The organism is Actinoallomurus vinaceus, from assembly GCF_039542055.1.
Taxonomy (GTDB): Bacteria; Actinomycetota; Actinomycetes; order Streptosporangiales; family Streptosporangiaceae; genus Actinoallomurus; species Actinoallomurus vinaceus.
Genome location: NZ_BAABHK010000014.1, coordinates 144940 through 157964 on the forward strand (window position 1 = coordinate 144940; position 13025 = coordinate 157964).

13 protein-coding genes are annotated in these 13025 nt (G+C 70.6%); 5 read left to right on the top strand and 8 right to left on the bottom strand.

The window, feature by feature from the left end:
• Positions 1-120: 120 nt before the first annotated feature.
• From ABEA24_RS38335 to ABEA24_RS38345, 3 genes are all read right to left on the bottom strand, one after another.
• The gene (locus ABEA24_RS38335; RefSeq protein WP_345437748.1) at positions 121-1053 is read right to left on the bottom strand and encodes a M56 family metallopeptidase; all 933 of its coding nucleotides are present in this window, start codon (positions 1051-1053) and stop codon (positions 121-123) included.
• Entirely contained in the window at positions 1050-1430 is a 381-nt protein-coding gene (locus ABEA24_RS38340; protein ID WP_345437750.1) for a BlaI/MecI/CopY family transcriptional regulator, read from the bottom strand. Before ABEA24_RS38340 ends, ABEA24_RS38335 begins: the two co-directional genes overlap by 4 nt.
• A gap of 106 nt (positions 1431-1536) precedes the next feature.
• Positions 1537-1812: a hypothetical protein gene (locus ABEA24_RS38345; RefSeq protein WP_345437752.1), complete on the bottom strand. Its 276-nt coding sequence runs from the start codon at positions 1810-1812 to the stop codon at positions 1537-1539.
• 394 nt (positions 1813-2206) lie between these two features.
• Here ABEA24_RS38345 and ABEA24_RS38350 point away from each other — a divergent pair, with 394 nt between their 5' ends.
• A complete protein-coding gene (locus tag ABEA24_RS38350; RefSeq protein ID WP_345437754.1) occupies positions 2207-4390 on the top strand; it encodes a SpoIIE family protein phosphatase in 2184 nt (727 codons plus the stop codon).
• Positions 4391-4401: 11 nt separating this feature from the next.
• Here the strand turns inward: ABEA24_RS38350 and ABEA24_RS38355 are convergent, their stop codons facing one another.
• Both ABEA24_RS38355 and ABEA24_RS38360 read right to left on the bottom strand, forming a co-directional pair.
• On the bottom strand, positions 4402-5118 hold the full coding sequence (locus tag ABEA24_RS38355) for a class I SAM-dependent DNA methyltransferase (RefSeq protein WP_345437756.1): 717 nt from the start codon (positions 5116-5118) through the stop codon (positions 4402-4404).
• A gap of 110 nt (positions 5119-5228) precedes the next feature.
• Positions 5229-6206, bottom strand: coding sequence for an Lrp/AsnC family transcriptional regulator (locus ABEA24_RS38360; RefSeq protein WP_345437758.1), 978 nt, complete (start codon positions 6204-6206; stop codon positions 5229-5231).
• Between the two features lie 83 nt (positions 6207-6289).
• On the opposite strand from ABEA24_RS38360, the gene ABEA24_RS38365 reads away from it, so the two are divergent.
• Positions 6290-7888, top strand: coding sequence for an FAD-dependent monooxygenase (locus ABEA24_RS38365; RefSeq protein WP_345437760.1), 1599 nt, complete (start codon positions 6290-6292; stop codon positions 7886-7888).
• A 72-nt stretch (positions 7889-7960) separates the two neighbouring features.
• Here ABEA24_RS38365 and ABEA24_RS38370 read toward each other — a convergent pair whose 3' ends face one another.
• On the bottom strand, positions 7961-8548 hold the full coding sequence (locus tag ABEA24_RS38370; protein ID WP_345437762.1) for a TetR/AcrR family transcriptional regulator: 588 nt from the start codon (positions 8546-8548) through the stop codon (positions 7961-7963).
• A gap of 205 nt (positions 8549-8753) precedes the next feature.
• Between ABEA24_RS38370 and ABEA24_RS38375 the strand changes: the two genes are divergently transcribed.
• Entirely contained in the window at positions 8754-9773 is a 1020-nt protein-coding gene (locus ABEA24_RS38375; protein ID WP_345437764.1) for an NADPH:quinone reductase, read from the top strand.
• 56 nt (positions 9774-9829) lie between these two features.
• Here the strand turns inward: ABEA24_RS38375 and def are convergent, their stop codons facing one another.
• Positions 9830-10372: a peptide deformylase gene (def, locus tag ABEA24_RS38380; protein WP_345437766.1), complete on the bottom strand. Its 543-nt coding sequence runs from the start codon at positions 10370-10372 to the stop codon at positions 9830-9832.
• Between the two features lie 71 nt (positions 10373-10443).
• On the opposite strand from def, the gene ABEA24_RS38385 reads away from it, so the two are divergent.
• A complete protein-coding gene (locus tag ABEA24_RS38385) occupies positions 10444-11496 on the top strand; it encodes a hypothetical protein (protein ID WP_345437768.1) in 1053 nt (350 codons plus the stop codon).
• Positions 11497-11528: 32 nt separating this feature from the next.
• On the opposite strand, the gene ABEA24_RS38390 is transcribed toward ABEA24_RS38385, so the two are convergent.
• Positions 11529-12518: a helix-turn-helix transcriptional regulator gene (locus ABEA24_RS38390; RefSeq protein ID WP_345437770.1), complete on the bottom strand. Its 990-nt coding sequence runs from the start codon at positions 12516-12518 to the stop codon at positions 11529-11531.
• Between the two features lie 93 nt (positions 12519-12611).
• On the opposite strand from ABEA24_RS38390, the gene ABEA24_RS38395 reads away from it, so the two are divergent.
• The gene (locus ABEA24_RS38395) at positions 12612-12998 is read left to right on the top strand and encodes a VOC family protein (RefSeq protein ID WP_345437773.1); all 387 of its coding nucleotides are present in this window, start codon (positions 12612-12614) and stop codon (positions 12996-12998) included.
• Positions 12999-13025: the final 27 nt, after the last annotated feature.

The following is a 13025-nucleotide window of genomic DNA, read 5'->3' on the forward strand; positions in this document are numbered from 1 at the left end:
GAGATCTCTTCAGTCTTCTGCCACCCGATGGGGTGATCTGATGGGATAAGTCATGCCGGTGAAGGTGTGGTCTCCTACAGTCGATAGGAGGTTGGTTCTGGTGAGAGGGGCCGTGGGGTGTCAGCAGAAGAACGGCATCGCGGTGAGCCAGCCCGCTGAGATCAGGGCGGGGAGGGCGACGGAGGTCGTCGCCGTGGCCCACGTCAGGTGCCGGAGGTGACCGTTGTCGGCGGTGGCGGACGGCGTCTCGAGGCGGGTGAGTCGCTGATCGATCTCTGATCCGCGTGCACCGTGGGCGGCCAGCCCGCCTATCGGGCTCGGGGCGATCGCCAGTTTCCGGAGCGCGCCGGCGACCGCGCGCCGGCCACACCGCCGCGCCGCGACGTCATCGGCGGTCATCTCCAGCAGGATGGGCAGGCAACGGCGTGCGTCACGGAAGGTCGGCAGCCAGAACAGCGCGGCCGCCAGCGCGTCGACCGTCGTGAGGAACAGATGGTGGCGGTAGCGCAGATGTGCCCGTTCGTGTGCCAGGACCGCCTGCAGCTGGATGTCGTCCAGTTGGTCGAGGGCGCCGCTGCTGAGGACGATCGGGCGCCTTCGCGACGGCACGCAGTAGGCGACCGGCAGCGGATGGTCGAGAACGCAGACGTCGTCGATGTCGCCGGGAAGCCGAACGACGAACTGCAGCGCCTCCTGGTGGCGGCGGCGCTGGGCCACGGTGCGCCGGTACCGGCTTGCGGCCACAAAGATCGCGGCGGTCGCGCTGAGAAGGAGGGCGGTGTTGAGGATGTACGCCGCGGGGTCGCCGGATCCGTCGTGATGGTGCCAGCAGTCGGCCGCCCACTCCGCCGCCCTGTGCACCAGGCCGTGCCGGCCGGTCGAGACCAGCGCGACCACCCCGACAAGGGCCGCGATGGCACCTGCCAGAGCTCCCAGCCACGCCAGAGCGGCGATCCGGGGGATCCGCTGACACCAGGCACTGCGGCTCAGCACCGGCCCGGCGCCGGCGCCGAGGGCGAGGGTGAGGACGCCGAGCCCGGCGAGCTGGCTCACGAACGCGGTTCCGTCGGAGCCGAACGCTGTGCGAGCTCCACCAAGAGCCGGTGCGCGTCCTGCGGGTCGATGGTCTCGACGAACCGGGCCAGGACCGGACCACGGTCGGTGGTCTGGGCCAGCGCCTCGGCCATCACCTGCGCGACGTGATCCTCACGGCTGCGCGTCGGAGCGTACCGCCAGGCGTTCCGGTCGGCCGTCCGTGACAGGAAGCCTTTCTGGACGAGCCGGTCGGCGACGGTCTGGACGGTCGTGTACGCCGATCGCTTGGCCGATCCGGCGTTGACCTTCTCCATCAGCTCGCGGATGAGCAGCGGCTTCTGGGCATCCCACAGCGCCTCCATGATCGCTCGCTCGAGCGGGCCCGCGATCGCCACCTGTCCGTCTCCCTCCCCGGTCCGCACCATTGTGACCTATGCGGCAGGGCGGCCGACGTGAGTCGCCGACGGCCGAAGCGCGGCCTTGGAGCTTCGCACGCGGGACTCAGCCGAGGTCCATGTACCAGCTCATGCCTTCACCGAAGGTCCGGAGAACGACTTCTTGTTCACCGATCAGCGACGGGCGACCGGGCAGCGGACCGACAACGGTCAGATGCCAGCGTTGCGCCTCCGCTCGGTGTCCGGGGACGAAGCGGTACCTCCCCAGATCCGGGTGCCGCCAATATCCGATGACGGCTTTGACATGCCAGGCGAGACCGCCTCCGTCGTCGACCCACGTTGGGCGCTCGGCGCCATCCGACACTTCGAAGGTCACCGTCACGCGCCGCACGACGGTCCGGGACATCGTGGTCGGAGCAACGTCGCTGAAGAGTGATCGATATGCATCTCCTACAGAAGGTAGTGAACAAGAGGAGGCAGGGCAACGCGACCCGCCTCTATGGCGGCGAACGGACGGCGTCGCCGTGGTCATCGAGCGAGCGCGTGGCCATGTGCTCGGCGTCGAACGCGGCGAGGTGATGGCCGCTTTGGCGGTATTTCTACTACCTTGTGTAGGAGATGAGGTCAGCCCGTAGTCGACGCTCCGAGCCGCCGGTGTCCGCCCTGGTCACTCGCTGGCCGGACGGCTCGCGTCGTGACGAGCACGCGCATTGCTGTGGCATGGTGGTATTTGACGGCAAACCACCATATGCGCAGGTCAGGACGGAGCTGAGGTGGTGACGGCGCCACAGAAGTCGCTGAAGTGGCGGGCGTCGGCCGATGGGCCAGGGCGCTGGGAGGACCTGACGTCCGTGTTCGGCCGGTCGACCGCGTTGTTCTGCATGCTCACCGGCCCGGATCACGTGCTCGAGGCGGCCAATCCGGCGTTCTTCGAGACGGTCGGGTCCGACCGTGCCCGGACGGGTGTGCCGATCGCCGAGGCGATGCCGGAGCTCGCAGAGCAGGGCCTCATCGCGCTGATGGACGACGTCTACCGCACCGGCCGGGCCTCCACCACCACCGACGCACGCGTCATGCTGGCCGGTGACGACGGACCCCGCGAGGCGTTCTTCGACTTCATCTACGAGCCCCGGCTGGAGGACGCCGGGGAGATCGTCGGCATCACCGCGGTCGGGGTGGAGACCACCCAGGGCAAGTACGCCCAGCGACTGGCCGCCGAGCACCATGCGCTGCTGGAACAGATCGCCCGCGACCGGCCGCTCGAACAGATCCTCGAAGGGATGGCCCTCATCCTCGAGGAGCAGTCGCCGAACCTGATCGTCTCGGTACTGCTGGCCGATCCCGACGGGCGGCACCTGCGCCACGGCGCAGGCCCCAGCCTTCCGAACTTCTACAACGAGGCCATCGACGGCATCTCCGTCGGCGAAGGCGTCGGTTCGTGCGGCACCGCGGCCCACCGCCGGGAACCGGTGATCGTCACCGACATTCGCACCGATCCCCGCTGGCGGGACTTCCGGGACGTGGCGGAGAAGGCCGGCCTGGCCGCGTGCTGGTCCACCCCCATCCTCGGGGTCGACGGCGGGCTCCTGGGCACCTTCGCGATGTACCACCGGCGTCCCTGCGGCCCGCAGGACGTCGACCTGGCACTGAGCGCGGCCTTCACGCGCACCGCCGCGTTGGCGATCGAGCGCCACCGCGTCCAGCAGGCGCGTGTCGCGGCCGAGGCCAAGGAACGGGCCGCCCGCGAGGATCTGGCCTTCATCCTGGAGGCGAGCACCGAGCTGGCCCGGGATCTGGACGTGGATGAGGCCCTGCACCACCTGGCCCGGCTGGCGGTACCCGCACTCGCACCGATGTGCATGGTCGACGTGATGTGCACCGGGCGGATCCGCAGGGCCGCCACCGCCGCGCGGACGAAGATCCAGGAAGACCTCCTGGCCGCTTGGTGCCCCGTGGAGGAGAAGGCGGTGGCGCGCCTGCCGGTCTGCGGGACCACCGAGGTGAGCCGGCGCCCGCCCCCCGTCCCCGGCCCCTGGCACCGGCTCGGCGTGACCGGCCACGTGTGTGTGCCGCTCGTCGACCGCGGCCGCGTTCTCGGCGCCCTCACCCTGCTGGCCACGGCCGAACGGCCCCTCGACGGCCGGATCGTGGCCCTGGCCGAGGAACTGGCCCGCCGGGCGGCCGCGAGCGCCACGAACGCGTATCAGTACACCCAGCGGGTCCGGCTGGCCCGTGACCTGCAGGCGGGCCTTCTTCTGCCGGATCTGCCCGAGCCGCCCGGCGCGACCGTCGCCTCCTTCTACGAGCCCGCCGGTGAGGGGCTGGAGATCGGCGGTGACTTCTACGACCTGTTCCGGCTGGACGACGACTGCTGGGCGTTCATGATCGGTGACGTCTGCGGCCGCGGTGCGGTGGCCGCCACGATGACCGGCCTGGTCCGCCACACCGTCCGCGCGGTCGCCCGCCTGGGGTGCGATCCGGTAGCCGTCGCGGACGCGGTCAACGTCGCGCTGTTGGAGCGCGCCGCCCAGCACGGCGTGGGCTTCGTCACCCTGGTCTACGGCGAGTTGGACACTTCAGGCGGGCGGCTGGGCGGGAAGCTCATCCGTGCCGGTCATCTGTCTCCGCTGCACCGGCGCGCCGACGGCACCGTCGATCCCCTCGACGTCCCCGGCATGCTCCTGGGCGTCGGCTCGGACCTCCACATCGAACCCTATGAGATCACCCTCGGGCCCGGTGAGAGCCTGGTCATGGTCACGGACGGGATCACCGAGGCCCGCTCCGCCGCCGGCACCTTCTTCGGTGAGGAGGGCGTGATCGAGGCCCTCATCGCCCGCGGGTCCGGCGCGCGTACCGCGCAGGACGTCTTGGACGCCATCACCGGCGGCCTCTGCGGATTCACCGCAGGCTGTGATGACAGCGACGACGACCGCGCCGCACTGGTCATCACCGCGACCTGAGCCGCCGGTTTCTACGGGCTTGTTCTGCGCGCGAGGACGAGCCGGTACCGCGGGCTGCCGACCTCGCGTCGGCCCAGAGCCGTCAAGGGGGCGGTCGTCACGGTGAATCCGGCTGCCGTCAGGTCGTCGCGGACCGCCTGCAGCGGGCAGGTGCGGTAGTACATGACGAACGGGGGACGCCACACGGCGTTGCGGACCCGCATGGCCAGGTCGAAGCCGAGCAGCGCCCAGTACCAGCCCGAGGTGATGGGTGGCGGCGCGCCGATCGGGAAGGCGAAGAGCCCGCCGGGCCGCAGCGCGCGGTACACCCCGGCGAACAGCGCGGGCCGTTCGGCGGGCAGGAAGTGCCCGAGCGCTCCGAAGCTGACCGCCAGGTCGAAGGCCTCGGCGAAGGGCAGGGCCCGGGCGTCGGCCCGTACCCACTCCGCGTCCGGGTGCGCACTGCGCGCCTGCGCGAGCATGCCCGCGCTGAAGTCGACGCCCGTGATCGGTTCTTGGCACAGGGGTTCGAGGACCCGCATGCCCGCACCGGTGCCGCAGCACACGTCCAGTCCCCGGCCGAACGGCCCGAGCGGACGCAGCGCGTCGGCGGTCGCGTCGAGAATGCTCTCGGGGGTGCGGAAAGGCGTGCGGTCGAACTTCGGAGCGAGGAGGTCGTAGCCGCGCTCGACCGAGGACAGCGCCTGGATCGCCAGCTCACGCAGAGACGGGCCTTGAGGCGAGAACACCGGCCAAGGGTACTTCCCCGATGCCGGACGGGCCGTCAGCTCCGGGATCACGCATCGCAGCGCGTGTCGGCCGCGATCGACAACGCGGCCGTACGGACTTACGGCTCGGGTCAGTGGTCGGCTCCCGGGCTGCGCACGCCTGCGGGGCCTTTGACGGTGTGCAGGACGAGGGAGCTCTCGAGGCTCTGGACGGCAGGAAGCCGGGAGACAGCGCTGGTCAGGTACTCGTAGACACTCGGGATGCTGGGTGTGGACACGGAGGCGTAGAGATTGCGCGTGCCGGTGATGGCCGCGGCGAAGGCCACCTCGGGGTGTGCGGCCAGCATCCCGCCCGTGGTGTCGAGGTGCTCGGGCGCCACTGTCAGCCACAGCTGGGTACGGATCGGCAATCCGAGCCGTGCGCGGTCGGTGTCGATGTCGAAGTAGAGCACGCCGCTCTCGCGCAGCTCGGTGATCCGGCGTTGCACGGTGGAGTGCGACACCCCGGTTTCGGCCGCGAGTCGGTTGATCGGGGCACGGCCGTCGCCCCGCAGCACGGCGAGGATCCGGTGGTCGGTGTCGTCGAGAGGGACGGGGTCGGCCGGACGTACGGCGCGAGGCCGTAGCCGCGCGGCCTGTGCGGGGGAGAGGGCGCCCCGTTTGGTGATCAGGCTGTCGCTGCGGCCGAAGAAGACATGCAGCAGGCAGTGGGCGCTCAGGTCGAGGATCCGCGCGCTGCTGGGCAGTGTCTTCAGCAGCAGCTCGTCGGCCGGGGTGGGCGCGTACGTGCGGCAGACCAGTTCGGTGCCGCCGGAGGTGCGGCTGATCCAGGAGATGTCCGTCCGCTTGGCGAGAGCGGAGGCGACGTCGCCTGCCGAGTCGGGGGTGCAGCGGATTCGGACCAGCCACTCGATCCGGCCCAGCCGGGAGGGATCGACCAGTCCCCAGACGCGCAGCGAGCCCGCGGCGCGCAGCCGGGCGTAGCGCCGGGCGACGGTCTGGTCGGAGACGCCGATGACGGAGGCGATCCGGGAGAAGGGCGCCCGTGCGTCCAGATGCAGGGCATGGAGAATCTGAAGGTCGATCTCGTCGTAGTAGTCGGATTCCATCGGGACTCCGCCGATCGTGTCGGATGTGCCGATCATAGAGCCGGTGAACGTGGCTGCGCCTGGGCGGCGGAGACGATGGGGCCATGAACGTCGATTCCCGTACGCCGGAGGAGCACGCCGCCGTCCTGATCGTGGGCGGCAGCATCGTGGGTGCCTCGGCCGCGCTGTTCCTCGCCGCCCGAGGCATCACCCCCGTCCTCGTCGAGAAGCACCCGGCGGTGTCGACCCGGCTGCGCGCCAAACTGTTCTATCCGCGCACGATGGAGGCGTACCGCAGCGTCGGCGCCGACCAGGATGTCTACGCCGTCCAGCGCGCCCTTCCGCCGGCCGATCACGCCGCGGTGGTCACATCCCTTGCCGGGCCGGAAGTGCGCCGCTGGCGTCTTCCGGCCGCGGAGGACTTCAGTGACGTCTCGCCGTGCCCCAGCGCCCTCGTCAAGCAGGCCGACCTGGAGGAAGTGGTCCGCGCCCACGCCCGCGCCGCCGGCGCCGACCTGCGTTTCGGCCACCGCTTCCTCCACCTGCGCCGGCACGACGACCACGTCGTCGCCCACCTGCTCGACCCGGCCGGCGAGCCGTACACCGTCGAGGCCGGCTACCTGCTGGCCGCGGACGGGAACGGCAGCGCCATCCGGGAGGGACTCGGTATCGGCCGCGGCGGCAGCGAGGCCGTCTCGCACGTCATGGAGATCGGCTTCGCGGCCGACCTGCGCCGGATCCTCGACGGCCGCCGGCTCGCCCTGGCAAGGACCGACCTGCCCGAGCGCGCCTTCATCTCCTGGAACACCGCGTACGACCGCGGGGCGGTGTCCGTGACGTACGATCCGGCGGCCATCGACCCGGCGATCGTGTTCGACGCCGAGCGGTGCCGTGAGGTCGTGTCACACGCGCTCGGACTGCCCGCGTCGCGGGTCGCCATCACCGGGACCCGGCCGTGGCAGATGGGCGGCTGGGTGGCCGACTCCTATCGCGCGGGCCGTGTCCTCCTGCTCGGAGACGCGGCGCACGTCACCCCGCCGACCGGTGGATTCGGCGCCAACACCGGCATCCAGGACGCCTGGAACCTCACCACCAAGCTGGTCTCCGTACTGCGCGGCGACGCCGATCCAAGGCTGCTGGACGACTACGAGCCCGAGCGCCGTGCGGTGGCCAGGCTGACGGTGGAACAGGCACTGCTACGCGTCCGTGACCGTACCCGGGCCTGGGACCGTCCGCTGCTCAGCGAAGCGGCGGTGGCGATCGGCTACCGCTACCGCATGCCCGGCGACGATCCGGCCGGCCCCGCTCTGCCGGAGGCCGACGAGCCGGGCCGCTGGCACGGCGAGCCCGGCACCCGGCTGCCGCACCTGCCCCTCGCCGACGGCGTCTCAACGCTCGACCTGGTCCGCGACGGCCGCTACCTGCTGCTCGCAGGGGCCGAAGGACACCCTTGGGTACGAGCCGCGCGCGAGCTGGATCCACCAGGCGCCTTCCTCGACGTGGCACTGCTGCCCCGCGAGGACGGTTCTGGAACGGTACGGCCCGCCGACGCCTGCGGCATCGGCGACCACGGCGCCCTACTGGTCCGCCCCGACCACGTGATCGCCTGGCGCGCACCCCGTGCCGCCCCGAACGCCACCGCGGCCCTGACCGAAGCACGGATTCCGTCTCGGCTGCGCTCCGGCGCCCTGACGTCACCATGAACAGCTCCTGGGCATCCTCTTCGCCGGCGAGCCGTTCCGCCGCCGCGTTCCGGCTGCGGCGCGCGGCAGCCGTTACCGTGTCCGGATGCCGTTCAGGATGAGCGAGATGACATCCGTGGACTCGGCTTCGACCTCGGGGGAGTGCCACTCCGCGGCGTGCGTCGGATCGTGGAACCGGCTGGTCGCGTTCAGGATGGCTCGCGCGATCGCGTCTGGCTCACCGGCTGCGAAGTCGCCGTCGGCGATGCCGTCGACGACGATGGCGCGGATCTGGGCGAGCAAGAAGGCGACATGGGCGGAGGACACGGTGCTGTGCTCTGCCGCCAGCGCCCGGAAGGTGGCGAAGAGCTCCGGGTCCTCCCTCGCCTTCGTCCATTTCGTGGCGAACATGGCGGTGAGCAGGCCACGTAGCCGGTCGGGCGGGGTCAGTTCGGAATCCTGAACCGTCGCGGCGAGATCCTCTCGCACCCGGTCAAGCCAGCGCCGTATCACGGCCTCACGCAGCGCCGCCTTGGACGGAAAATGCCGGTACACGCTCCCGTGGCTCACTCCCAGCAGCCGCGCGACATCGAGCACCGTGGTCTTTTCCGGACCGTGGCGGCGCAGCACCTCCTCGGTGGCCGACACGATCGTCTCCGCGTCGAGTGGCTCCCCGCGCATCAGATCTCCCTGTCGAGCTGGTACGAGGCCGACGCTTCAAGGCTGTCGTGCCCAGTCGCCAGACCTCCGCAGCGAAGAACGTACGTCGACCAGCTGACGGACGTCAAACTTTGTCAGTTCGCTATCTGAATGACAACTATCGACATCTGTCACCTCAAATTTGTAAGGTGGGCGCCGACCCCAACCACAGGAGATAAGACCGATCATGAAGGCGATCATCTACCGCGACAACGGCGGTCCCGACGTTCTTCAACTCGTCGACCGTGACCTGCCCGTGCCCGGCCCCGGCGAGGTTCGCGTCCGGGTCGCCGTGTCCGGGGTCAACCCGACCGACTGGAAGGCCCGCTCCGGCGCCACCAACCCCATGGGGTTCCCAGAGGCCACTCCGCACCTGGACGGCGCCGGCGTGATCGACGCAGTCGGTGAGGGGGTCGACCAGAGCCGGGCCGGTCAGCGGGTCTGGCTGTTCATGGCCACCGCAGGGCGGCCCACCGGCACCGCCGCCGAGTTCACCGTCGTGCCCGCCGAGCAGGCCGTGCCGCTGCCCGACGAGGCCGGTTTCGACGTCGGCGCCTCACTCGGCGTCCCCGCGCTCACCGCGCACCGCGCGCTCACCGTCGCCGAGGACGGGCCGCGCCGGCTGGGGCCCGGCGCGCTCGACGGCAGGGTGGTGCTCGCCGCGGGCGGGGCCGGGGCGGTCGGGCACGCGGCGATCCAGCTCGCCCGATGGGCCGGCGCCACCGTGATCAGCACGATCAGCGGCCCGGAGAAGGCCCGGCTGGCCACCGCCGCCGGCGCCCACCACGTGATCAACTATCGCGAGGGCGACCCGGCCGCCGAGATCCGCAGGATCGCCCCGGACGGCGTCGACATCGTCGCCGAGGTGGCGCTCGGTGCGAACCTCGCACTGGACCTGGCCGTGCTGCGGCCGCGCGGCACGATCTCGACCTACGCCAACGACGGTGGCAAGCCGGTCGAACTGGACGTGCTGCAGAACATGGTGCTGAACACACGCTTGCAGTTCCTGGTGCTCTACACGGCCGGTCCTGAGGCGCGCGCCGCGGCCGCCGAGGACGTCGCCGCCGCGGTCCGCGACGGCGCCCTGCCGGTCGGCGAGGAGCACGGCCTGCCGCTGATCCGCTTCCCGCTGGACCGCACCGCCGACGCTCACCGGGCGGTGGAGAGCGGCGCGGTCGGCAAGGTCCTGGTGGACGTCACGTCGTGACGTTCAGCCGAGCTCGGTCGCCCTGCTGAGCTGGATTCTGCGCGGATGGCCGCGCTCTACTGGTGTGGCGAACGTTTGATCCCCGGCATGGCATTCTCGTCGAACCAGGCGGCCGCACGCAGCGTGGCGATCCACCGCTCCTGCTGCACAGGGGTCAGCCTGTCGATGAACAGCACCCCATCCAGGTGGTCGGTCTCGTGCTGGATGCAACGCGCGAGTATCCCGTCTCCGACGACCTGAACGGGGTCGCCCTTGACGGTGAAGCCCTTCGCCACCACGTTCATGCGACGCCTGGTGTCGAGGTAGACGCCGGGGATGGACAGACATCCCTCCAGGCCGTCCTGTTCCTCCTCGTCTGGGAAGTCGACGACCGGGTTGACCAGGTGATCTGGACCACCATCGGAGAGCTGGGGGCTCCAGACGAACACTCGGAGCCCGACACCGAGCTGAGGCGCCGCAAGCCCGGCCCCTCCGCTGTCACTCAGTGTCTCGCGCAGGTCGCCGACCAGTGTGCGCAGCTCACCGTCGAAGTCGGTCACCGGCTTGGCCCGCTCTCGCAGAACCGGGTCACCGAGTTTTCTGATCGAGACAACCGTCATGTGAACCTCTACTCATCCAAATTCCCGGGCCGTTAACCGCCTGGCTGGGCTGGACTCCTAGGGTGTCACGAATGGGTAAAGAAAGAGGATCGCACGCCGCCGTGTTGTCGCGCCGGGCCGTGCTCGGGGGCGTTGTCGGTGCCGCAGGGGTGGTCGGGCTGGGCGGCTCGGCGTGGGCCGCGCCACGGCCACGCCCGCTCCGCGTACTGATCGCGACGAACGAACCGTGGGGGACCTATCACGTCAAGCCGCTGCTGGCCGAGGCCGCGCGGCGCGGCTGCCGGCTGACTCAACTGGTGCCGGACCTGTCACAGATCACGCCGGGCGACCCGGTGCCGGTCGCGACACCGGCCGACGCGCCGCCTGCCGACCTGCTCGTGGTGACCGGCGCGGGCGACTGGCCGCTGGAGTGCGCGGCGGGTTTCCGGCGGCTGCCGGCGGCTGCCAGTTCGCTGGCCTACCTCGGGCCCACGGAGGCCGCCGGAGCCCGGCAGCTCCGAGGGCGGCTACGCGTCATCACCGCGTCGTCTCCGGCGGAAGGTCGCGCGTTCGCCGGCTACCTCGGAACCCGGCGTCCCGTACGCGTCGTCGGCTCGCCACAGACCGACGCGCTGCCGGTGCGCAAGCCGGAGCCGGGACTGGTGCTGGTCGTCACCAGCGTGACCCATCCCAACGGGACCGGTGGCGCGGCGCCCGGAACCGAGTTGCTGCTGGCATCCGCGGAGCGACTGCGGGCGTCGGGGAAGTCGATCCTGGTCGGCCTCCACCCCCGAGAGGACCGCAGCCTCTGGGAGCAGTACGAGATCAGCGCGGTGCCTACGCTGGAGGCCTCGGCGCGCGCCGAGGCGGCTGTCGGGATCCCCGGTACGGTGTTCCCGCTGATCACCGCTGTCGGCACTCCGGTGGTCGGATGCGTCGATCCCGCGCTGACCGTGCCCGACTACCTGCTCTCGGTGTGCTCGTCCACGATCGACGATGCCGCGGACGCGGTACCGGCGATCGAGGCGGCGCATCTTCCGGACGCGGCCACACTGGCCGACGCCGTCGGCCCGATCGGCGGTTCCGCGGGGCGGCTGCTGGACGTCTGGGCGCACGCGGCGCACGGGCAGGTCGGCACGCCCTAGCTGTGCCATCTCATGACATTGGTTCCTCGCGGTCAGGCTTGGCGGGCGTAGGACGTGAGGCGATCGGCGAGCGCGATGACGAGGTCGCGCAGTTCATCGGGGCGCTCGATGACGAACGGCCGGTCGAGTGAGGCGAGTACCAGAGGCAACCAATCGAGCCGCTCCGCCCGCAGCTCGACGCGCATCCAGCGCTCGGTCGCCCGGTCCTCGCCTGCCACGGGCGCGTACTCCTCCAGGCTCGCGACGCTGGCGGGAAGGCGGGCGCGGATCTGCCCAACCGTCCCGTGGATCCGCAAGGTCACCTCATGCCGGTACTCGGCCGTGGCGAACCCTGACAACACGCGCTGTGCCGGACCGGTACCCACGGGCGCTTCGAATGAGCCGGGCAGGGTCCGCGCGTCTGCGATGCGATCGAGCCGGAAGGTTCGGTCCTCGCCGATCCGGGCGTCCTTGCCCGTGACGTACCACCGGCCCGCATGGGCGACGATCCCGTACGCGTGCAGTGTGCGTTCGCTGCGCCGTCCGTCGCGGTCGGTGTAGCGGATCGAGACCGGTCGGCGGTGGCGCACCGCATCGGCGACGGTGAGCAGGACCTCGGCGTCCGGGGTGTCGAAATCATCGGGCTGATCCGTGAAGGCGAGAGCTTCCAGGAGTGTGTCGAGCCGACGGGCGGTGCGCTTGGGCAGCACCCGCCGGATCTTCGCCGATGCCGTCTCGCTTGCCGTGCGCTCCGTCGTCGTCAACCCTGCTCGGCGGCCGGCGACCAGGCCGAGCAGCACGGCCAGCGCCTCGTCGTCGCTGAGCATGAGCGGAGGCAAGCGGTACCCGGGGGCGAGCCGGTACCCGCCGTAGCGGCCGCGCACCGATTCCACGGGCACGTCCAGGTCGATCAGCTGGTCCACATACCGCCGCACGGTGCGCCCTTCGACGCCGAGCCGGTCGGCGAGTTCGGCCACTGTCCGGGTGCCGCCCGACTGCAGCAGCTCCAGGAGTGTCAGCACGCGGCCGGTGGGTCGAGGCATGTTCGCAGCCTAACGCGAATACAGGACCGATTCTGTCCACTATTTCTTCTAGCCTGCGACGTGCACGCCTCCAGCACAGCCAAGGAGATCCCCATGGACTTCGTCTCGATCCGCATCATCACCGGCGACGTCGCGCGCCTCGTCGAGTTCTACGAGCGAGCCACAGGGGCGCGGGCGATGTGGGCCACCGAGGACTTCGCCGAACTCAAGACCGCGGGCGCCACCCTCGCGATCGCCGGAACCCGCACCGTTCCGCTGTTCGCCCCGGGTTCTGCCCACCCGGCGGACAACCACAGCGTGATCACCGAGTTCCTCGTCGACGACGTGGACCGCGTTCACCAGAACCTGACCGGCTTCGTCACCGACTTCGTCACCGAGCCCACCACGATGCCCTGGGGCAACCGGTCGCTGCTGTTCCGTGACCCCGACGGCAACCTCGTCAACTTCTTCACCCCCGTCATCGAAAAGTTCGCACGCTGACGCCACGCACAGCCGCTCACGCGGGAG